The organism is Metabacillus sediminilitoris (genome assembly GCF_009720625.1).
GTDB lineage: Bacteria > Bacillota > Bacilli > Bacillales > Bacillaceae > Metabacillus > Metabacillus sediminilitoris.
In genome coordinates this window covers 4,972,700-4,993,431 of the sequence record NZ_CP046266.1, presented here as the reverse complement: position 1 = coordinate 4,993,431, position 20,732 = coordinate 4,972,700, and the positions used below count along the sequence as shown (strand labels likewise).

General features: G+C 38.4%; 17 protein-coding genes. 15 read left to right on the top strand and 2 right to left on the bottom strand.

Annotated elements, in window-relative coordinates:
* Window positions 1-130: 130 nt before the first annotated feature.
* Complete coding sequence (locus GMB29_RS24130) at window positions 131-985, bottom strand: TetR/AcrR family transcriptional regulator (RefSeq protein ID WP_136352397.1); 855 nt, start codon at window positions 983-985, stop codon at window positions 131-133.
* Between the two features lie 215 nt (window positions 986-1,200).
* Here GMB29_RS24130 and GMB29_RS24125 point away from each other — a divergent pair, with 215 nt between their 5' ends.
* The 13 genes from GMB29_RS24125 to GMB29_RS24065 all read left to right on the top strand — a co-directional run bounded on the left by GMB29_RS24125 (window position 1,201) and on the right by GMB29_RS24065 (window position 17,595).
* On the top strand, window positions 1,201-4,371 hold the full coding sequence (locus GMB29_RS24125; protein ID WP_136352398.1) for an efflux RND transporter permease subunit: 3,171 nt from the start codon (window positions 1,201-1,203) through the stop codon (window positions 4,369-4,371).
* Window positions 4,372-4,513: 142 nt separating this feature from the next.
* Window positions 4,514-4,690 carry a hypothetical protein gene (locus GMB29_RS24120; protein ID WP_155443942.1) on the top strand — a complete coding sequence of 59 codons (177 nt, stop codon included), beginning with the start codon at window positions 4,514-4,516 and terminating at the stop codon, window positions 4,688-4,690.
* Between the two features lie 192 nt (window positions 4,691-4,882).
* Window positions 4,883-6,463, top strand: a complete 1,581-nt coding sequence (locus GMB29_RS24115) for a peptide chain release factor 3 (RefSeq protein WP_136352399.1) — start codon at window positions 4,883-4,885, stop codon at window positions 6,461-6,463.
* Between the two features lie 147 nt (window positions 6,464-6,610).
* Window positions 6,611-7,051: a GNAT family N-acetyltransferase gene (locus GMB29_RS24110; protein ID WP_136352446.1), complete on the top strand. Its 441-nt coding sequence runs from the start codon at window positions 6,611-6,613 to the stop codon at window positions 7,049-7,051.
* A gap of 30 nt (window positions 7,052-7,081) precedes the next feature.
* Window positions 7,082-7,312, top strand: coding sequence for a CsbA family protein (locus tag GMB29_RS24105; RefSeq protein ID WP_136352400.1), 231 nt, complete (start codon window positions 7,082-7,084; stop codon window positions 7,310-7,312).
* A 326-nt stretch (window positions 7,313-7,638) separates the two neighbouring features.
* Window positions 7,639-9,624, top strand: coding sequence for an excinuclease ABC subunit UvrB (uvrB, locus tag GMB29_RS24100; protein WP_136352401.1), 1,986 nt, complete (start codon window positions 7,639-7,641; stop codon window positions 9,622-9,624).
* A gap of 7 nt (window positions 9,625-9,631) precedes the next feature.
* The gene (gene uvrA, locus GMB29_RS24095) at window positions 9,632-12,505 is read left to right on the top strand and encodes an excinuclease ABC subunit UvrA (RefSeq protein WP_136352402.1); all 2,874 of its coding nucleotides are present in this window, start codon (window positions 9,632-9,634) and stop codon (window positions 12,503-12,505) included.
* A 326-nt stretch (window positions 12,506-12,831) separates the two neighbouring features.
* Window positions 12,832-13,155: a magnetosome magnetite crystal formation protein family gene (locus GMB29_RS24090; RefSeq protein ID WP_136352403.1), complete on the top strand. Its 324-nt coding sequence runs from the start codon at window positions 12,832-12,834 to the stop codon at window positions 13,153-13,155.
* 319 nt (window positions 13,156-13,474) lie between these two features.
* Window positions 13,475-14,560: a DUF4097 family beta strand repeat-containing protein gene (locus GMB29_RS24085; RefSeq protein WP_136352404.1), complete on the top strand. Its 1,086-nt coding sequence runs from the start codon at window positions 13,475-13,477 to the stop codon at window positions 14,558-14,560.
* A 12-nt stretch (window positions 14,561-14,572) separates the two neighbouring features.
* On the top strand, window positions 14,573-14,770 hold the full coding sequence (locus GMB29_RS24080; protein WP_136352405.1) for a PspC domain-containing protein: 198 nt from the start codon (window positions 14,573-14,575) through the stop codon (window positions 14,768-14,770).
* A 1-nt stretch (window position 14,771) separates the two neighbouring features.
* Window positions 14,772-15,134 (top strand): phage holin family protein, encoded by a 363-nt coding sequence (locus tag GMB29_RS24075; RefSeq protein ID WP_136352406.1) that lies wholly within the window; start codon window positions 14,772-14,774, stop codon window positions 15,132-15,134.
* A 354-nt stretch (window positions 15,135-15,488) separates the two neighbouring features.
* Window positions 15,489-17,009 (top strand): metallophosphoesterase, encoded by a 1,521-nt coding sequence (locus tag GMB29_RS24070; protein ID WP_136352408.1) that lies wholly within the window; start codon window positions 15,489-15,491, stop codon window positions 17,007-17,009.
* 376 nt (window positions 17,010-17,385) lie between these two features.
* On the top strand, window positions 17,386-17,595 hold the full coding sequence (locus tag GMB29_RS24065; RefSeq protein WP_066232608.1) for a hypothetical protein: 210 nt from the start codon (window positions 17,386-17,388) through the stop codon (window positions 17,593-17,595).
* A 204-nt stretch (window positions 17,596-17,799) separates the two neighbouring features.
* On the opposite strand, the gene GMB29_RS24060 is transcribed toward GMB29_RS24065, so the two are convergent.
* On the bottom strand, window positions 17,800-18,501 hold the full coding sequence (locus tag GMB29_RS24060) for an N-acetylmuramoyl-L-alanine amidase (protein ID WP_136352409.1): 702 nt from the start codon (window positions 18,499-18,501) through the stop codon (window positions 17,800-17,802).
* Window positions 18,502-18,850: 349 nt separating this feature from the next.
* On the opposite strand from GMB29_RS24060, the gene hprK reads away from it, so the two are divergent.
* On the top strand, window positions 18,851-19,786 hold the full coding sequence (gene hprK, locus GMB29_RS24055) for an HPr(Ser) kinase/phosphatase (RefSeq protein ID WP_136352410.1): 936 nt from the start codon (window positions 18,851-18,853) through the stop codon (window positions 19,784-19,786).
* Between the two features lie 96 nt (window positions 19,787-19,882).
* On the top strand, window positions 19,883-20,701 hold the full coding sequence (gene lgt, locus GMB29_RS24050; RefSeq protein ID WP_136352411.1) for a prolipoprotein diacylglyceryl transferase: 819 nt from the start codon (window positions 19,883-19,885) through the stop codon (window positions 20,699-20,701).
* Window positions 20,702-20,732 lie beyond the last annotated feature (31 nt).

The following is a 20,732-nucleotide window of genomic DNA, read 5'->3' as shown; positions in this document are numbered from 1 at the left end:
GCGAAAACTATTTAAGGTTGATTGGAGCAGATTGCGAGATTCCTGCGGGAGCACCGCACGACTTGGTAAATAGCAACAAAGTTTGCGAAAACAGCCGATAAAAAAGAAGGGGAATGGGCGAACTTCCCCTTTATTTTGTATCAAGCTTAAAAAACTTTTCAATCATTGCGGTAATGCTTTGTAATGTCGGCTCATTTTTAATATTGCCTAACATCCCTTGAATCACAGGAATTCGCGGTGAATCAAGCATGATTTCCTCCGCTAATACATCAAGTGTTATGATCGTGTCTTCATGCTTGATTCGATCCTTCGCTAAATTTATGTGTCTTATGACATCCTCTTTATTCGGTTCCGGGTAGAGTTCAGACAATTGATTGACAAAATCATCTGTTAAAATAGGCTCCTCATTTGATCGAATATATCCTGCAACCAAATCATCCATTCTATTTAGTATATAGGTTGATAGTTTTCGCAGGTCCACGTTTGCCTTATCAAACATCATCAGCTTGACATAGGCATGAGTAATTCCTTGGAGAATCATGTTTAAATCAAACACATACTTGGCCGCTTTTTCGCCATAAATAGCTAGCAGTGAAGAATGATAGAAGCTTCCAATTTCCTGGCTCATTTTTCGAATGAACGCTTCTATTTCAGGATTCAGAGGAATGGCTTGTTCACGAATTTGCATAATGATAAACTCTTTATTTTTGTATATCTCTGCTAGCTGTGCCTCTAACTGGGCAATAAATATTTCACGAGGTGATAAATTATCTAAGGCCAGTGAATCAAGTCGCTCTTGAATCGATTGAAACTGGTATTTAAAGACGGCTAACATGAGTGCCTCTTTTGATTTGAAATAAAGGTAAAATGCCCCCTTTGAAATTCCACAGGCATCCACAATCTCTTGTATGGATGTTGATGAATAGCCTTTTTTAGCAAAAAGACTAATTCCAGCTTCAATGATTTTCTTTTCCTTTTCCTTCATCTTTATCAATTTCTCCTTAAGAGTTTTATATCGTAATAAGCTGCTGAATGATTTTTTTTAGGGAAACACTATATGAATCATCACCATCTGTTCACATTTACAAAAAATTAATGTCTGAACACTTCAGTTTATATTGACTGTGAACGACCGGTCATTTATATTATTAGTTATTGTGACCGATTAGTCAATTAACCAAATACGAGCTGGAGGATAATATGAATAGCATAATTAATTTTGTTCTAAGAAACAAGTTTGCAGTATGGCTTCTGACGATTATTGTCACAGTTGCCGGTCTTTACTCCGGGTTAAATATGAAGCTGGAAACCATTCCTAATATTACAACACCTGTCATAACAGTTACAACGGTTTATCCGGGTGCAACACCTGAAGAGGTAGCGGATAAGGTTTCAGAACCGATTGAACAAGTTATTCAAAACCTAAACGGTGTAAATGTTGTTAGTTCAAACTCTTTTCAAAATGCCTCATCAATTCAAGTCGAATATGGATTTGAAAAGAATATGGATGAAGCAGAGGATGAATTAAAAGACATTATAGCAGATATTGAATTACCAGAGGGAGCAAATGAGCCTGATGTAGCAAGACTCAGCTTAAATGCTTTTCCAATCTTAGCGTTAAGTATTGCCAATGACGAGCAATCACTTGCTGAGCTTACAACAATTGTCGAGGACGACATTTTACCTGCTTTAAAAGGGGTGGACGGTGTTTCTTCTGTTCAAGTATCTGGTCAGCAGCTTGAAGAAGTACAATTCACCTTTAATGATGAAAAAATGAAGGAATATGGTCTTGATGAAGAAACGGTACAAAACCTTATTAAAGGAGCAGACGTTAATTTTCCTCTAGGCTTATATACACTTGAAGAAACTGAGAAATCAGTTATTGTCGATGGAAATATTGCGAGCATAGAAGATTTGAAAAATCTAGAAATCCCTGTTATGCCATCCTCTCAAGGAGCTGGTCAGGGGGCAATACAAGGAAATCAAGCGACTGATATGACTGTTCAGTCAGCGCAAGGCGGCCAAGCAGCAGGGCAGGTTCCAGCTGCGCCAACAGAAATACCAACAGTAAAGCTTTCTGAAATTGCCGATATCAAATTGGTTGGAAAAGCAGAATCCATTTCCAAAACGAATGGAAAAGAAGCGATTGGTATTCAGATTGTGAAAGCAACAGATGCAAATACGGTTGAAGTTGCGAAAGAAGTTGTAGAAGAATTAGATAAGTTTGAGGAAGACATAAAAGGCTTGGATGTTGTTTATACCCTTGATCAAGCAACACCTATTGAAGAGTCTGTTAACACAATGTTAAGTAAAGCTGCATTTGGGGCACTTTTCGCAGTTGTGATTATTCTTATCTTTTTAAGAGATATTAAATCAACCTTAATTTCGATTATTTCCATTCCATTATCATTGTTAATTGCGATTATCTTGTTAAATCAAATGGATATCACCTTAAATATGATGACGCTTGGGGCAATGACTGTCGCAATTGGCCGTGTAGTCGATGACTCAATCGTTGTTATTGAAAATATATATCGAAGAATGTCTCTTAAAGGAGAACGTTTAAAAGGGAAAGCACTAGTACGTGAGGCAACGAAGGAAATGTTCATGCCGATTATGTCCTCAACAATCGTGACAATCGCAGTATTCCTGCCATTAGCACTTGTTAAAGGGATGATTGGAGAATTATTCTTACCATTTGCGTTAACAATTGTATTTGCATTATTAGCCTCATTATTAGTGGCGGTTACGATTGTTCCGATGATGGCACATAGCTTATTTAAGAAAAACCTTTACGGTGAAGGCAAGAAAATCAAGCATGATGAACACAAACCAGGGAAATTCACCGGAGCATACCGCCGAATTTTAAACTGGACGTTAAATCATAAAATCATTACATCATCCATTGCGATTATATTGTTAGTTGGCAGTTTATTCCTTATTCCGATTATTGGGGTCAGCTTCCTGTCATCTGAAGAGGAAAAAATGCTGATGGTCACGTATAAACCAGAGCCAGGTGAAACGAGAGAATCGGCAGAAGAACAAACGGAAAAGGCAGAAAGCTTCTTCTTAGATCGAGAGAATGTCAAAACAGTTCAATATTCATTAGGCAGTGAAAACCCGATGAATCCTGGTGACACAAATAGTGCGGTCTTCTTTATTGAATATGAGGATGATACACAAAACTTTACCGAAGAAAAGGAAACGGTTATTCAGGATTTACAAGAAACAGTAAAAAGTGGCGGAGAATGGGCTTCACAAGACTTTGCTTCAGCAGGAGCAAGCAATGCGATCACCATGTATATATATGGTGATAGTGTCGAAGAGATTGAACCTGTCGTAGAAGATGTACAAGAAATCATGGAAAGACATGAAGATTTAAAAAATGTTGAATCAAGTTTAGCAGAAACATATGAGGAATATACATTTGTTGCAAATCAAGATGAACTAAGCAAGCTTGGCTTAACTGCAGCACAAATTGGGATGGAACTTAGCCCAACGAGAGAACGTCCTGTCTTAACAAAGGTTGAAAAAGATGGAGAAGAGTTAAATGTGTATCTTCAAGTAGAAGAAGAAACATATGAAACAGTTAATGATCTTACAGATCAAACGATCCAATCACCATTAGGAAAAGAAGTGAAGATTGGTGATGTTGTTGATGTAAAAGAAGGCGAAACATCTGATACTGTTACAAGACGTGATGGCAAAATCTATGTTCAAGTATCAGGAGAAATTAAGACAGATGATGTAGCAAAAGTATCAGCTGATGTTCAAGCAGAGGTTGATGATTTAGATGTTCCATCTTCAATCGATATTAATATGGGCGGGGTAACAGAAGATATTCAAGAATCATTCACACAACTAGGCTTGGCAATGCTAGCAGCGATTGCGATCGTGTATTTCATTCTTGTTATTACATTCGGCGGAGGTTTAGCGCCATTTGCGATTCTGTTCTCATTACCATTTACAGTCATTGGTGCGCTTGTAGGGCTCTTAATTGCAGGCGAAACATTAAGTATTAATGCCATGATTGGAGCGTTAATGTTAATTGGTATCGTTGTGACAAACGCGATCGTTTTAATAGACCGAGTGATTCATATGGAAAAAGCAGGATTAAGTACGCGTGAGGCAATATTAGAAGCTGGTACAACTCGTCTGCGTCCAATTCTTATGACCGCTATCGCTACAATTGGTGCATTAATTCCATTAGCACTAGGCTTTGAAGGCAGCGGAATGATCTCAAAAGGACTTGGCGTAACGGTTATCGGCGGTCTAACAAGCTCAACTCTATTAACACTCGTCATCGTACCGATTGTTTATGAAATGTTAAGTAAGCTTCGTCGAAAAAAAACATTAGTTGAAGAAGAATAAGGTAGTGTAAAAGGGTCTGACTTTGTTATGTCAGGCCTTTTTATTTGTTGTGACGCGATACACCTGTCATGAAGGTTCAAATACTCGAATATTCCCTAATGATTTGACATATATATGTTTAAATAGGATTGGGGGAACATTCATGGATGATATCTTATTTCTCATTATCGCACTTTGTATCTTAAGTCTGATTACGACTCTCAAAATCCTTATAGCGGTGTGGGGAAAGAAATACCGCTACAAAAGTACATGGGATATGCTTGAGTTTGAAGATAGCCGGACAAGTGAAGAAATCAAGAAAAAAAAATATGGTCAATGAAAAGCAGGTGAGACTCCTGTTTTTTTGTTTGGCGGGAAAATGGATGATGCTCGGAAGGAAACTTTATAACATAATATAATGTAATGATCTGTGCAATTTAGTAGATGTTTTCCTTATAGGATAACAAATTGTTTCTTTGAGCTCTTTGTAGTATATTTGAGAGACGAATTCAATAAAAAGAGGTTAGTGCTAATGAGTTTACAAAATGAAATAAATAAGCGCCGTACGTTTGCCATCATCTCTCACCCAGATGCCGGTAAAACGACGTTAACAGAAAAACTGTTATATTTTGGGCAGGTTATTCGTTCGACAGGGACAGTAAAAGGAAAAAAAACGGGTAAATTTGCTGCGTCAGACTGGATGGAGATCGAGAAAAAACGTGGTATCTCTGTAACGTCCAGTGTGATGAGCTTTCCATATCATGATTTCCATGTCAATATTCTGGATACTCCAGGACATGAAGATTTTAGTGAAGATACGTATCGGACATTAACAGCAGTTGATAGTGTTGTGATGATTATCGATTCAACAAAAGGTGTTGAGCCGCAAACAATTAAGCTGTTTAAGGTTTGTCGGATGAGAGGTATTCCTATTTTTACGTTTATCAATAAGCTTGACCGTGAAGGCAGAGATCCTCTTGAATTGCTATCAGAAATTGAAGAAGTACTTGGGATTGAGTCTTATCCAATGAATTGGCCTGTTGGCAGCGGGAAACGATTTTTAGGAATTTATGATCGATTTAATGATCAATTTGTCCGTTTCAAAGGTGACGAGGAAGAGGAAGTATTTCCTATAAGTGAAATTTCAGAGCATGGCTTAGAAGATGAACCTGTCTATCAGGATACATTAGGTGAAATTGAACTTCTTGAAGAGGCTGGAAATGAATTTTCGCCTGAGCGTGTGAAAAAAGGAGAGCTAACACCTGTATTTTTTGGTAGTGCGTTAGCAAACTTCGGTGTGCAAACCTTTTTTGATACATTCTTACAATTTGCTGCACAACCGCAGCCGCGTAAAACGGATCAAGGCTTGATCGAACCAGAGAAGGATCAATTTTCAGGTTATATCTTCAAAATTCAAGCGAATATGAATCCGGCGCATCGTGACCGAATTGCTTTTTTCCGTGTATGTTCTGGAAAGTTTGAGCGCGGAATGAGTGTAAACCTTAGCCGTACAAATAAAATAATTAAGCTAAATCAAACACAGGCATTTATGGCGAAGGACCGCGATACCGTAGATGTTGCCTACCCCGGTGATATTATTGGGATTTATGATCCAAATATTTATCAAATTGGCGATACCTTAATTGAAGGAAAAGGCCAGTTTCAATATGAAGAGCTGCCGCAGTTCCCGCCAGAACTATTTAAACGTGTGCAAGCGAAAAACGTCATGAAAGCAAAGCAATTTAGAAAAGGAATCGAACAGCTTGTTCAAGAAGGAGCGATCCAGTTATTCAGACAAGAGTTGAATGATTCGATGATCCTTGGCGCTGTCGGTCAGCTTCAGTTTGAAGTATTTGAATATCGAATGAAGGCTGAATACAATGTGGAAATCGAGTTCACTTCACTTGGTGAAAGAATTCCGCGTTGGATCAAAAGCGAGAAGTTTGAAAAACGTTTCTTTGATTCTAGAAGTATGCTCGTTCGCGATCGCTATGGAGCATATGCCGTGTTATTTGAAAATGAATTCACGTTAAGATACTTCTTAGAAAATCAAAAAGAAATTGAGCTAGTTGACCTGTTAGAGGAAAATGACTATCAAGGTATCACATCTTAACGATCATGTTTTAGGCTGATTCTTCGGAATTAGCCTTTTTAAATGAAGGAAAACAAAGGGTAACCGGCGAATTTTTCCATTATGCATGATAAGATAATGAGTAACATGACTAGAAAAACACATTTCTTACATAAGCGGGGGAAAACATTGGATATTATTCAAGCGACCTTAAAGGAACTGGACGATGTCACGGCCTTATTTAATGATTACAGAATTTTTTACGGACAACCATCTGATCGAGAGAGTGCGAAAGAATTTATTGCAGCTCGAATAAGAGGGAATGAATCCGTTATTTTTCTAGCGATTGATGGTAAAAAACCGCTGGGGTTTGTACAATTATACCCAATTTTCACATCAGTAGGAATGAAACGAAAATGGCTGCTAAATGACTTATTTGTTAATGAAAGCTCTCGTCGTCATGGTGTCGGCAGAGCCTTAATGAATCAGGCGAAACAGTTCGCGATGGAAACCAACTCAGCCGGGATTCTGCTAGAAACCGCAAAGGATAATCATAAAGCACAAGCACTTTATGAAAGCTTAGACTATGAAAAAGAGGATTCCGTCTTCTTTTATACCCTTTCTATCTAACACGATTACCTTTTGAAGAGGAGAACATTCATGGTTTTAAAAGTAATATTGGCGTTGATACTACCGTTTTTACTCGTCAATTTGTTTACACGTGTATGCTATAACCACTATGTTGGCACAGCTTTAACCGCTGCGTTGCTGATCGCTTCATATGTAAAAGGTTATACAGATAATCCGTTCATCATTGTACTGGACATGACATCGCTCGTTATCGGATTTATTTATGCCCGAAAAATGAAGGCACAGTTACTAAGGAAGTAGCAGGTTTGAGTCTGTCCAAAAGGAGATATACTAATAGAAAGAAGAGAGCTGCCAGAAGGAGCTCTTTTTCTGTTCATAACGCTAAATTGAAAAGTTGCAAGATTATGATCATTGCTCCAAAATAAATGATCCAATTTGCAAGATTATCAGAGAAAGTTGCAAAAATCATTCCTCAAGTTGCAAAATCCAACCGAAGTATATCAAATCAAATGAATTCATTTCTATGTGAATAAAATAAATGCGAACTTTAGTTCGTATTTCTAGTGATTTTCCAGTTAAATGTGGTAAACTACTACTATTGAATCTTTCTGAATGGGGGCTTATGCGTGAGCGAGCAATTTGAATTAGTCTCAAAATACAAGCCGCAGGGTGATCAACCTAAGGCTATTCAGTCGCTTGTCGAGGGAATTCAGCAAGGAAAAAAATATCAAACACTGTTAGGTGCAACAGGTACAGGTAAAACCTTTACTGTTTCAAATGTGATAAAAGAAGTCAATAAACCAACATTGGTTATTGCCCATAATAAAACGTTAGCTGGGCAGCTATATAGTGAGTTTAAAGAATTTTTTCCAAATAATGCGGTTGAATATTTTGTTAGTTACTATGATTATTATCAACCTGAGGCATATGTACCTCAAACAGATACATTTATTGAAAAAGATGCAAGCATTAATGATGAAATTGATAAGCTGCGCCATTCAGCTACATCGGCATTATTTGAGCGTCAGGATGTCATCATTATTGCCAGTGTTTCGTGTATATATGGTCTCGGTTCGCCTGAGGAATATAAAGAGCTTGTGGTAAGTTTACGAACAGGCATGGAAATCGAGCGGAATCAATTATTAAGAAAACTAGTAGACGTCCAATATGAACGGAATGATATTGATTTCCGAAGAGGTACATTCCGCGTCCGCGGTGATGTAGTGGAAATTTTTCCGGTATCTCGGGATGAGCAATGTATTCGTGTCGAGTTTTTTGGCGATGAAATCGATCGGATTCGTGAGGTTGATGCGTTAACAGGCGAGATTATGGGGGAGCGTGAGCATGTAGCCATTTTCCCTGCGTCCCACTTCGTAACAAGAGAAGAAAAAATGCAGAAAGCGATCATCAATATCGAGGCAGAGCTTGAGGAGCAATTAGAGAAAATGCGTGAAAACGGCAAGCTTCTAGAAGCACAGCGTCTTGAGCAAAGAACAAGATATGACTTAGAAATGATGAGAGAAATGGGATTTTGTTCAGGGATTGAAAACTATTCACGTCATTTAACACTTCGTCCCGCAGGTTCAACGCCATATACACTGCTTGATTTCTTTCCAGATGATTTTCTAATCGTCGTTGACGAGTCACATGTTAGTATACCTCAGGTTAGGGGTATGTTTAATGGTGACCAGGCCCGCAAGCAGGTGCTTGTCGATCATGGCTTCCGACTGCCATCAGCAATGGATAACCGTCCGCTGCGTTTTGAAGAATTTGAGAAGCATATTGAAAATATCATCTTTGTTTCTGCAACACCTGGTCCATATGAAATCGACCATACGCCAGAAATGATTGAGCAGATTATTCGTCCAACAGGCTTGCTTGATCCAACCATTGATGTCCGTCCAATCGAGGGACAAATTGATGACCTGATCGGTGAAATTCAGGCGAGAGTTGAAAAAAATCAACGGGTGCTTATCACAACATTAACGAAAAAAATGTCTGAGGACTTGACGAACTATTTAAAAGAGATTGGGATAAAAGTAAATTACTTGCATTCAGAAATAAAAACATTAGAACGGATCGAAATTATCCGCGAGCTCAGGCTCGGTACATATGATGTTCTTGTTGGAATTAACTTGTTAAGAGAAGGATTAGATATTCCAGAGGTTTCATTAGTTGCAATCCTTGATGCGGATAAAGAAGGGTTTTTACGTTCAGAACGTTCACTAATCCAAACGATCGGCCGTGCTGCACGTAATGCTGAAGGTCATGTCATCATGTATGCCGACAAGATGACAAACTCAATGGATCTTGCTTTAAATGAAACGAAGCGCCGTCGGGAAATTCAGCAGCTGTACAACGAAAAACACGGTATTACACCACAAACGATTCAAAAAGGTATACGAGATGTGATTCGTGCCACAGTGGCTGCAGAGGAGCATGAAGAGTATGATACATCTCCTGCAAAGAAACTGACAGGCATGACGAAAAAAGAACGCGACAAAGTGATTTCAGAAATGGAAATCGAAATGAAGGAAGCAGCAAAAGCACTGAACTTCGAACGTGCTGCAGAGCTGCGTGATTTAATTTTAGAGCTAAAAGCGGAAGGATGAAGCGATAATGGCAATGGAACATATCGTTGTAAAAGGAGCACGTGCTCACAACTTAAAAAATATTGATATTACCATTCCGCGCGATAAGCTTGTTGTCATAACCGGTCTATCAGGTTCAGGCAAATCATCTCTAGCCTTTGACACCATTTATGCAGAAGGGCAGCGCCGCTATGTTGAATCATTATCTGCCTATGCGCGTCAATTCCTTGGACAAATGGATAAACCTGATGTTGATGCGATTGAAGGACTTTCACCAGCGATTTCAATCGATCAAAAAACAACGAGCCGCAATCCGCGCTCAACAGTCGGAACGGTAACGGAAATTTATGATTACATGCGTCTTTTGTATGCAAGAGTAGGACGGCCGACATGTCCCAACCATGGAATCGAAATTTCATCGCAAACAATTGAACAAATGGTTGACCGAATTTTAGAGTATCCTGAGCGGACAAAGCTTCAGATCCTCGCACCTGTTGTATCAGGGAGAAAAGGTGCACATGTAAAGGTATTTGAAGATATAAAAAAACAAGGCTATGTGCGTGTTCGTGTAGACGGCGAAATGGGAGAGCTTTCAGACGATATTGAGTTAGATAAAAATAAAAAGCATTCGATCGAAGTAGTCATTGATCGGATCGTCGTCAAAGAAGGGGTAGAATCACGTTTAGCCGACTCACTTGAATCTGCATTACGCCTTGGTGAAGGAAGAGTCATTATTGATGTTATTGGTGAAGAGGAGCTGCTTTTCAGTGAACATCATGCATGTCCGCAATGCGGCTTCTCAATAGGCGAGCTTGAACCAAGAATGTTTTCATTTAACAGCCCGTTTGGGGCATGTCCTGAATGTGATGGGCTTGGAACAAAGCTTGAAGTAGATGTAGATCTTATTATTCCGAACAAAGATCTGACGCTTACTCAACATGCAATTGCACCATGGGAGCCAACAAGCTCTCAATATTATCCGCAATTACTTCAAGCTGTTTGCCAACATTATGACATTAATATGGATGTTCCTGTGAAGGATATTCCGAAACACTTATTTGATAAAATCTTATTCGGCAGTGACGGAGAAGAGATTTATTTCCGTTATGAAAACGATTTTGGACAAATCCGCGAGAACTATATCGTATTCGAAGGTGTAGTTCGCAACGTGGAACGCCGATATAAAGAGACAAGCTCAGATTATATACGTGAGCAAATGGAAAAGTATATGGGGCAGCAAAACTGCCCAACTTGTAAAGGATATCGCTTGAAGAAAGAGACGCTTGCCGTTTTAATTAATGGAAATCATATCGGTGAAATAACGAAATTGTCTGTTGTGGATTTGTTAACATTTTTTAAAAATGTCCAATTATCGGAAAAAGAAGTACAAATTGCTAACTTGATTTTAAAAGAAATTAGTGAGCGATTAGGGTTCCTAAATAATGTTGGACTTGATTATTTAACATTGAATCGTGCTGCAGGAACGTTATCTGGAGGAGAAGCACAGCGAATTCGACTTGCTACACAAATAGGTTCACGACTTACCGGTGTTTTATACATATTAGATGAGCCGTCAATCGGCCTGCATCAGCGTGATAACGATCGTCTCATTCAAACGATGCAAAATATGCGTGATATTGGTAATACATTAATCGTTGTTGAACATGATGAAGATACGATGATCGCCGCCGATTATTTAATCGATATTGGTCCTGGTGCAGGCATTCATGGCGGTCAGGTGATCGCTGTCGGTACACCTGAAGAGGTGATGAACGATGAAAATTCGTTAACAGGTCAATACCTAGTTGGGAAAAAATTCATTCCACTTCCAGTTGAGCGCAGAAAGCCTGATGGACGTTTTATTGAAGTGAAAGGGGCAAAGGAAAACAACCTTAAAAATGTCAGTGTGAAATTTCCTCTAGGAACATTTATTGCCGTAACTGGTGTATCTGGTTCTGGAAAAAGTACACTTGTCAATGAAATTCTTCATAAATCACTTGCCCAAAAGCTTAATCGTGCAAAAACGAAGCCTGGTGAACACAAAGAGGTTAAAGGAATTGAACATTTAGAAAAAGTCATTGATATTGATCAATCGCCAATCGGTCGTACCCCAAGATCAAATCCTGCCACATACACTGGTGTGTTTGATGATATTCGCGATGTGTTTTCAACAACAAATGAAGCAAAGGTACGCGGATACAAGAAGGGACGCTTTAGCTTTAACGTCAAAGGCGGAAGATGTGAAGCATGCCGAGGCGACGGAATCATTAAGATCGAAATGCACTTTCTGCCAGATGTGTATGTCCCTTGTGAAGTTTGTCATGGCAAACGCTATAACCGTGAAACGCTTGAAGTCACGTATAAAGGCAAAAATATTTCAGAAATTCTTGGCATGACTGTAGAGGATGCTGTTTCATTCTTTGAAAACATTCCAAAGATTAAACGAAAACTGCAAACACTTTATGATGTCGGTCTAGGGTATGTCACACTCGGCCAGCCGGCAACAACTCTTTCCGGCGGAGAAGCACAAAGGGTGAAGCTAGCTTCAGAATTACACCGTCGTTCAAATGGCAAGTCGATGTATATTCTTGACGAACCAACAACAGGCCTTCATGTTGACGATATCGCCCGACTATTGAAGGTATTGCAAAGACTTGTAGAAAACGGTGATACTGTTTTAGTCATTGAACATAACCTTGACATCATAAAAGCAGCAGACTACCTCGTTGATTTAGGTCCAGAAGGCGGAGACAAGGGCGGACAAATTGTCGGAGTCGGAACACCAGAAGACCTCATTAAAAATGACCAGTCTTATACAGGAAAATATTTAAAACCAGTCATTGAGCGTGACAGGGAACGGATGAAAAAACTGATAAAAGAAAAAGAGGAAGTTGTTCAATAGAATAAAAAGTGTTTATGTATAGAGAGCATCTAGATTTGAACAGCACCCCAATTGTAAGACATACCTAACAATTGGAGGTGCTGTTTTTTATTTAGCTTAGATAATGTCCAATTAACATCACAAACTATTAAGTGCTGTCCATTAGGACCAAGAGATATGAATACTAAGATGATTGGAGTATACGAAATATGCACTTCTGAAGGAAAAAGGACTAAGAAATAATGATCCCACATAAAAGTAAATGTGGGAATTTTTTGCTAAAAACGAAAATACTGAAACCTTAACCTCCTGCCAATCGTATTAAAACTAAGGAGAGTGAAGAAGAATTGGATAAAACCAATAAATTAATTGCATCGTTAAATTATTTTAGTGTGTTTTTTGCGCCGTTTCTTTTACCGATTGCCATCTATTTTATTGTCGATCATAACGAGGTAAAGCAGCATGCTAAAAAAGCGATTGTTTCTCATATCGTTCCTTTTATATCGGTCGTGGCTATGATTGGGATCGTTGTGTTTAGTGGTTTTTCAAACCTATCAGAAGGTGCCTTTTTAACTGTATTTTTTGGAAGCTTCCTAGTTGTTGGAATCATAAATATCATTGTGGTTATATGGAATATTGTGAAGGGGATTAAACTTTTAACAACGATATAATCAAAGTGGGTGGAAAAGCCAGCTCAGGCACTATACGTTGACTGGAAACAGTTTTTTCAGGTCCAAAGCATGTTCCGCACTCGTTCCATTATATAAAAAGGCTGTTTTCGCAAATTTTGTTGCTATTTACCAAGTAATGCGGTGTGGTTGATTGCAGTGAGAGATGCTCGTTTTCCGCGGGGCGGGCGGTGAGCCTTCTTGGCGTAAACGCCTGCATGAGTCTCACAATCTGCTCCAACCAACCGTAAATAGTTTTGTTTTTAAAAGCAACAATCTCTTAGAAAAGAGCCTATAAAAAACTGAGATTGGGGAGAATCATATGCATGAACAAAGAAAACGAATTTTAAAGCTTGTGGAAGAAGGAAAGCTAACGGCAGATGAAGCTCTTTCATTAATTGAAGCATTAGAGAAGGATGAACAATTAAAAGCAGAAAAGATCACAGCATTATCAACAGAAGTGATTAACAATCATGATGATAATACAGCGAAACAAACAAATGATAAATACTCCTCATTAGGGGCTAAACTTATGGATTGGGTCGATACCGCAGTGAAAAAGGTAAAGGAAATCGATCTTGATTTAAATTTTGGAAAATCAATTGATATTAAGCATATTTTCCAGTTCCAAGGTTCCTCTTTTCATAGCATCGATATTCATCTACCTAATGGCAGTGTCAATCTAAAACCATGGAGCGAAAAGGATATTCGGCTGGAATGTGATGCAAAGATGTACCGTGTAGAAAATATGGATCAGGCAAGACAGAACTTCTTGGCAGAAGTTGAGTGCTTAGTTGAAGGAAATCGTTTGATTTTTAATACAGATAAAAAGACAATGAAAGTCAATTTAATCGTGTATGTTCCAGAACAAACGTATGAACAAGTAAAGATTAAATTGTTTAATGGGCCGATTAGAGGGGAAGCTTTACAAGTAGGGACTCTTAAAGCAAAGACGGCAAACGGTGTTGTGACCTTCTCTGATATCAATGGAAAAAATGGAGAGTTTGAAACGGCAAATGGACAGATTAAGCTTTCGCGGTCAAACTATGAAAAAGTTGAAGCAGAAACAATTACAGGTTTTATCCAGTTTAATGGATCTGCTGACAAGATTGACGCTCAAAGCTTTAATGGGAATGTATTGCTGACGTTAGTTGATACAGCATGTGAGGCATTATATGCGAAAACGACGACTGGTAATATTGAAATAAATATACCAGATGAAACAAAACTCATTGGTGAGTTTAAGTCTCACTTAGGCAGCCTGTCAGCACAGCTGAAGGATGTGGACATCATACTTGAGAAAAATGAAACCATTCAAAAAGAGCTTAAATTCAGAACATCACCAGAAACAAAGCTCTCATTATTTGCTGATTCAAAAACAGGTTCGATTTCGATAAAAAATACGTAAGGGTTGAAGATCATGAAAAAATTAATCCGATCAAATTCAGATCGAAAACTATCCGGTGTTCTTGGCGGTTTAGCAAAGTATACAGGAATTGATGCGTCACTATTAAGGGTTCTGTTTGTCATCTTACTTATTTTTACGGGATTTTTCCCATTAGTGCTTATCTATGCTGCCTGGATTTTTGTTGTTCCAGAAGAATCGGACGTTATGTAAGATGATTAGGTGGTTCGTCAGTATTTTAGTAAATGCGTTAATCCTTATTGTTGTTGCGGGCTACTTTCATTCTTTTCATTTAAGTGGGATCGGAGCAGCCATAGGAGCAAGTTTCCTTTTATCCATTTTAAATATACTTGTTAAACCATTCCTCATTTTGTTAACACTTCCTGTAACCATTTTTACTTTAGGTTTATTTCTCATTGTCATAAATGCTGTTACACTGATGATTGCTGAAGGTCTGATGGGTGATGCGTTTAATATTGATAGTTTTGGTGCAGCCATATTAGCTGCTGTCGTGATTTCCTTGCTGCATCTCATGATTCAAAAGGCGATTGTTGAGCCATTGCAAAAGAAAAAATAAGGCTGTTTTCGCAGACTTTGTTGCTATTTACCAAGGAGTGCGGTGTGGTTGATTGCAGCGAGAGCTGCACGATGACCGCGGGGCGGGCGGTGAGCCTCCTCGGCGTGAACGCCTGCATGAGTCTCACCTGTCCCGCTGCACCCGCAGGAGTCTCGCAATCTGCTCCAACCAACCTTAATTAGTTTTCGTTAAAAGCATCAATCTCTTAGAAAAGAGCCAAAAATAAAGAGTAACTTACCTCTAGATCCTAAATAAACGTTTGTTTAAGAGTGAGATGCTGCTAATCTCGCTCTTTTTTCGGCTTCTTTTCTTTAAAAATCAAAAATCTGCACATACTACTATTGGGTGAATAGCATGTACAGACGAATTCTTTGGCGTAAATATGTTGTTATATGTATAACCATTCTATTACTATCATTCCTGCCTCTGCATTTTGTAAAAAAGAATACCATTCATTCTTCAAGTATTGAAATCCATGCATCAAAAAATCTTTACCTTGCACATCAATATACGTCTGCAACAAATAAACACATGTACGTAAGTGAAAATGCTGCAAATACCGAACCACCCAAAACGTATAGCCCCAAAGGTGAAAAAGAATTCTCAAAAGAAAAATACCGTGCTTTAAAAAAACATAAAAGTCATGCAAATGAAACACGTTCCATCACTAAATTTCCTTACCACCGTTTTGATGTAACGGTTGATAAAGATGTCAAACCTTCAGACAAACTCTTTATCAATTGGGAGGGGAAGTCTCTGCAAGGAAGACAAGTAACGATGTATGGCTGGAATGTATCAACTGGAAAATGGGTGGAGCTGGACCGTAAATTGGCTGGTAAAGACGAATTTCAACTTAATGGAACATTTACCGCTGAAGACTACGTACACAATCAGCAAATAAGTGTCATTGTCCAAGATCAGATCTCCGCACAATCGAAAAACTATGATTACTCATTTATATGGATGTCTGATACACAGTATTATGCTCAAGATTATCCCGCCATTTTTAATACTGTAACAGAATGGATCTCCCAAAATAAATCAAAAATGAACATTAAATATGTGTTTCATACCGGTGATATTGTCAATAAAGGCAATGATGAAAAGCAATGGAAACGTGCTGATTCCTATATGAATACATTAGACGTCGCGAAAATTCCCTATGGGGTCCTACCCGGTAATCATGATAAAGGTGACCATTTTAAGAAGTATGAACAATATTTTGGTGAAAGTCGGTTTCGTAAAAAGCCGTATTATGGAGACTCCTATCAAAATAATCGAGGTCATTATGATCTTATTTCAGCAAATGGCAAGGATTATGTTTTTATCTATATGGGCTGGGAGGTTAGACCTGAAGACATTGAGTGGATCAACAAGGTGTTAAGCCGTCATTCAGATCGTACCGCTATTTTGTCCTTTCACGAGTATTTACAAAAAAACGGGAAACGCAGTCGCATAGGAAATGAAATTTTTGAAAAAGTAGTTGTTCCAAATACAAATGTCGCAGCCATTCTTTGTGGTCATTATCATAGCAGTGAGCAATTAATTGACGATATTGATGATAATTTAGATGGAATTCCGGATAGACGTGTATATCAATTAATCGCTGATTATCAAAAAGGACCTGGTGGGGGGAACGGCTTTATCCGCCTTCTTCTCGTTGATGAGGAAACGAACACAATCGATGTAAAAACATACTCACCATATTTGGATCAATACAATTTTTACAAATCAGACAAATACCCGAAAAAAGATGAATTTTCGATGGATATGGATGTGAAAAAAACCGAAAAAATGATATCAACTAGCTATTTCGAAGTAAACGTGTATAAACGAATCATGGACGAGAAAGTCGTTTACAGAGAAATGAAATAGTAAGCCTAATTCAGATGGAACGAGAGGGCTATTGCATCCTTTATAACACCCAAAATAATAAGAGCTGGAACTGACGCATTTGTATAGAGCACTTGATACAGTATTCAATCAAATGCGAATAGCGGGTATTAGTATGCACACTATTTATAGTAACGCGTATATAGAGTCATTTCATGCAATTCCCAAAAAGAACAGGTAGATTGTACATGCTACGACAGTTTGAAATGACCTAGTACATGTTCAACATAAGTTCTGTTTAATTGTGTGCCAGCTCATGTTATAATGAGAAACTTAGGATCATTACGATTTTTGCTTATAATTGAACGGATGCCAATAAAAGCCTCCGCCTAGCGATAAAATATGGAGGTGTAAGAGAATGAATAAACGATGGACAATCGGTAAAATTAAAGAATTTGTTGAGAAAAATTCGGAAAGTAAGTTGCTAACAACGGAATATCACGGTTTCTCTCAAAAGTTACTATTTAAATGTGCATGTGGTAGCAATTTTGAAAAAACATTTACGAAATTTAAAAATAATAACCAACGTAAATGTGACGTGTGCCAACCGCCAAAAGCGTCACGCTAAACGTATATCGAATAAACGAAGTGCCGATTTCAATGAAATAGAAGTTGGCGCTATTTTTATTTTATAGGATGATGGATCCGTTACTTGGAGCATTGCCAATGCATCTGATGCAACTTAACATACCCTTATACAAAGAAAAAGACGTGTGCGAATTCACACGTCTTTTCATATGTCATTTATTCATTATCAAAGGAAAATAGGCCTTTAACGTTGTCCATCCTTTTGGTTCCTAACGATCAATGCCTGATAGCCTTTCTTAGTTAATTCCGCGGCAAGTTTAGCAGCATTTTCTCTTTCTTGAAAGGCTCCTAGTTGAACTCTATACCATTCTTTCTTCACAGCTTCTGGTATTTTCTTTAGTTTATAGTATGCAGCAATACCACTCACGATAGCTTGTGCACATGCTTGGCGATAGTCAAGTGAGCGCAGTAAATGAGCTTCGACCTTATGAGTCATAAACCCGCATTCACAGAGAATAGCTGGCATATTCGTTTTCTTTAAAAGATAGAAATCAGCTGTTTTGACACCGCGGTCTACCCGAGAAGTGCTTGCAACAAGTTTTGCTTGTACAATTTTGGCTGCTTCATAAGCAGTCTTCGGTTTTGAGGTATAGACATATGTTTCAATCCCTTCTGCAGATGTCCACTCTTTACCATTTCCATGTGCGTTCGCATGAATGGAGATGAACAGATCAGTTTTTGCGTTATTCGCTTTAGAGGCCCTTTCTGCTAAAGGGACATCTCTTTGATCAGAATGTGAAAATAAGACAGTCACATGTTCGTAACCTAAAAGAAGCTTTTTCATTTCATTTGCAACTGCTCGGTTAAATTCGTATTCCTTCATCCCATCCACTGTTCTCTTACCGGCTGTATCAAATCCGTGCCCAGCATCAATCATTACTTTCATTAAGATAGCCTCCTAAAATAGATTTCACCGTATATATAGGAGTTTTTTTCATGTGAGGACTGGTAGTCAAAGAGATTTTTTTCTTGCTTCTATCAATTAGGACTGCGAAATAGGATTTGCCTATAAAATGTTTGACGAAAATGATCGTTGTAATCTGTTCGTTCACCTTTCCTTTTATAAGGAATTAACTTAAGATACTAGACAGAGAGACTAATTTTATATTTTGGAATATAATCCACTAATGCTAAAATAGAGAAAGAGCCTTTTTACTCAGGTAGAAGCACAACAATGTTAACACGAATACATCATTTACATGAGATAACTCTCTTGTAATCGAGGAGGATACACTATGGCTAAAGTTCGCACGAAGGATCTTATTGATAAATTTAATCTTGAAGTTATAAGTGGAGAGGAAGGCATTAATCGCCCGATTGTAACGAGTGATTTGTCCCGTCCTGGTATTGAGATGGCAGGGTATTTTACATATTATCCGAAAGAACGTGTTCAGTTGTTAGGAAAAACAGAGCTTTCATTTTTCCACCAGCTGAGTGTTTCAGAGAAAAAGCATCGCATGGATGAGCTTTGTACAGACATTACTCCAGCCATTATTATTTCAAGAGAAAATGAAGCACCAGCTGAATTAATTGAAGCATCTAATCGTGAGGGTGTGCCTGTTTTACGTTCATCAATGAAGACGACACGTTTATCAAGTCATTTAACAAACTTCCTTGAAGGGAAATTGGCACCAACAACAGCTATTCATGGAGTACTAGTTGATGTGTATGGAGTAGGTGTGCTGATCATTGGGAAAAGTGGTGTTGGTAAAAGTGAGACAGCACTAGAGCTTGTAAAACGAGGACATCGCCTTGTTGCCGATGATTGTGTGGAAATTCGTCAAGAAGACCAAGATACGCTGATCGGAAGCGCACCGGAGCTTATTGAACACCTATTAGAAATCCGCGGATTAGGCATTATCAATGTCATGACTTTATTTGGCGCAGGTGCTGTTCGTAACTTTAAGCGCATTACCCTTGTCATTAATTTAGAGCTATGGGATCAAAATAAACAATATGATCGTCTAGGCTTAGAAGAAGAGAAAATGAGAATTATTGATACAGATATTACAAAGCTGACAGTACCGGTTCGACCTGGTCGAAACTTATCAGTCATCATTGAAGTTGCTGCTATGAACCATCGTTTGAAAAAAATGGGTGTAAATGCAGCTGAGCAATTTACGAATAAGCTTGCAGGTGTGATCGAAGAAGGCGATCATGACGAGGAATAAGTGATGTAAGCGAAAGGGGATGCCCCCTTATCAGAGGGGCAGATCTCTTTGAATAATAGAGAGAGAAGTTAACGATAAATGTAGGGAGATGATCGAATGGAAGAGAGTATAAAGCCTCTTGATCCCATATTTCTTGAATTAGGTCCCATCCAAATTTATTGGTATGGAGTCATTATTGGGGTCGGAGCATTACTTGCGCTATTAATAGCTGTTAGAGAAAGCGAAAGGCGAGGATTACATAAGGATACATTCGTCGATCTTGTCTTATTTGCGATTCCTATTGCTATTTTAGGTGCAAGAGCTTACTATGTCATTTTTCAATGGGATTACTATTCACAAAACCCTGGCGACATTATTAAGATTTGGAATGGCGGCCTGGCGATACATGGCGGTCTTATCGCAGCATTTATTACAGGCGCGGTCTTTGCTAAGGTTAAAAAGCTATCGTTTTGGAAGCTTGCTGATATTGCTGCACCGAGTATTATCCTAGGACAGGCAATTGGTCGTTGGGGGAATTTTATGAACCAAGAAGCACACGGCGGACCTGTAACGAGAGAGTTTTTAGAAGGTTTACAATTACCTGAATTCATTATTAACCAAATGTATATTAATGGACAATACTATCACCCTACTTTTCTATATGAATCAATATGGAATCTCATTGGTTTTATCGGTTTAATCTTATTAAGAAAAGCGAATTTCAGACGCGGAGAACTCTTTTTAACCTATGTGATCTGGTATTCGATTGGCCGCTTCTTTATTGAAGGCCTTCGTACTGACAGCTTAATGCTGACAGAGTCGTTACGAATTGCCCAAGTTATTTCGATTGTTCTCATTGCGATTGCAGTTGCTGTCATTATGATCCGTCGTGTCAAAGGGTATTCTAAGGCTAGGTATTTAGATTCAAGTCAATGATGTAACACTTATTTTGTAGAAACTTCAAGGA